Origin of the sequence: Microbacterium sp. CPCC 204701, from assembly GCF_004010105.1 — a bacterium.
GTDB lineage: Bacteria > Actinomycetota > Actinomycetes > Actinomycetales > Microbacteriaceae > Microbacterium.
The window spans coordinates 1-1762 of record NZ_RRYE01000507.1; the positions used below are offsets into that span (position 1 = coordinate 1).

A 1762-nucleotide genomic window follows, 5' to 3' on the forward strand; every position below is an offset into this window, starting at 1 on the left:
CGAGCGCGCGGCGGGGCGACGCCGGGTCGCGGCATCCGTCCCCTCGACCACCTCGCCGGCGCGCAGCAGCACACCGCCCGCGACACCCTCGGGACCGCACACCACGTTCACGCAGGAATGGATGCCGTGGCTCAGGTACACGTACAGGTGACCGGGTTCGCCCCACATGGTGGCATTGCGGGCGGTCTGCCCCATGCGCGCGTGCGAGCCCGGGTCGGCGACGAGCCCCGTGCCGAGGCCGTGGTACGCCTCGACCTCGGTGAGGCGCACGACGACCGTCTCACCGTCCACGACCGTGGTGAGCCGGCCCCCGAGCAGCCGTGGAGCGACCTCCGAAGGGAGGCCGACCAGGTCCTCGCGTGTCGCCGGCCGCACGCCGGCGCGCGCGCCGCGGGTCACAGCGACGGCACCTGGCACCACGAGATCGCCGTGCCGTCGAGGGCCACCACCGGCTCGCCGTCGGCGATCCGGAGGATGCGGGTCTCTGGCCGCTCAGGAAGCGGCAGCTGATACGTGTCGTACGGGTTGGTGACGGCATCCGGAGCCACCAGCACCGCGGCGTACCGGGCGCTGGGCGACACGCACACCTGCAGCACGGCATCCGTCTGCGCGATCTCGGTGAGCATGCGGGTCTCGCCGTCCGGGGCGACGAGGGCCACGGAGGTGCGGCCCGTCGGGGCGCCCTCCTCGAGCACCGCGGCGACGCGGATCGTCGATCCGTCGGGCAGCGGGGTCACCGACGTCGTGCCGCCGAGGTCGACCTCCGGCGCGACGAGCGGTGCTTCGCTCGCATCGGTGAGGTCGATCGTCGCGGACTGCTCGAGCCGGTCGACGACGGCCTCGCTCGACCCGCGGGCGATACCGTCGATGCCGAGCGCCGCGCCCAATGCCGTCGCACCCGGTGCCGTCGCGCCTTCGCCGGCCGAGCCGGTCAGCAGCAGCGAGCCGTCGAAGGAGAGGAGCAGGATGCTGTCGGTGTCGGGCACGAACCGCCACTCGGCGATGCGCGGGTCGGCGCCCTCGACGGCGACCTCGGCGGGCTCGGCGTCGGGATCCTTCAGCGAGGCCGTGAACAGCCGGCTCTCGCGGCCGGAGTCGGCGGTGAGCGTGGCATCCGAGAACGTGTAGCCGATGAGCTCGCCCCGGTCGGCGCTCTGCAGGTTCGAGACGTACCCGTTGCCCGGCAGCGGCAGCTCGCGCGGGTTCTCGCCGTCGAGGTCGGTGACGATGAGCCCGGCGCGGTCGTTCTCGGTGCGGACCGACGCGACGAGATGGGTCGAGGTGGCGCGGAAGTCCTCGATGTGCGGATGCGTGAACACGGGCACCGCGGCCTGCCCGGTGAGGTCGGTGCGGTAGATCATGTCGCCGTCGTCGGTGCCGCGCTGCAGCAGGAACGCCTCGAGCTCGGGGGTGCGGAACGTCTCGGTGACCGTCCCCGTGGGTCCGCCCCCGAGCGAGGCGACATCGGCGATCTCGACGGTGTACTCGGTGTCGTCCCACAGCGGCAGTGTGAAGCGCACGCCGACGCTCCGCCCCGACGTGTCGACCTCGAACGGCGTCGCGGGTGTCACGGTGACCTGCGAAGGGTCGACCTCGGCGAGCGCGTGAGAGGTGGTGAGGATGAGACGGGAACCGGATGCCTCGGCCGCCGCGGCGGGATCCACGTTCGCGTCGGTGACCCGGGGGCCCTGCGCGACGCCCACCGCCGCGCCCGCGAGACCGAGCACCGCGAGCGCGCCGATGACGATCGCGAAGGCGCCCG

The 1762-nt window shown here is 73.3% G+C and carries 2 protein-coding genes; both read right to left on the minus strand.

Annotation, left to right across the window (positions count from 1 at the left end):
* Nucleotides 1-399, minus strand: a 399-nt coding sequence (locus EIO58_RS17310; RefSeq protein WP_164861843.1) for a DNA-3-methyladenine glycosylase, incomplete at its 3' end; no start/stop codon positions are given.
* Nucleotides 396-1762: hypothetical protein (locus EIO58_RS17315; RefSeq protein WP_240658978.1), on the minus strand; the 1367-nt coding region annotated here is incomplete at its 5' end. The genes EIO58_RS17310 and EIO58_RS17315, both read right to left, overlap by 4 nt.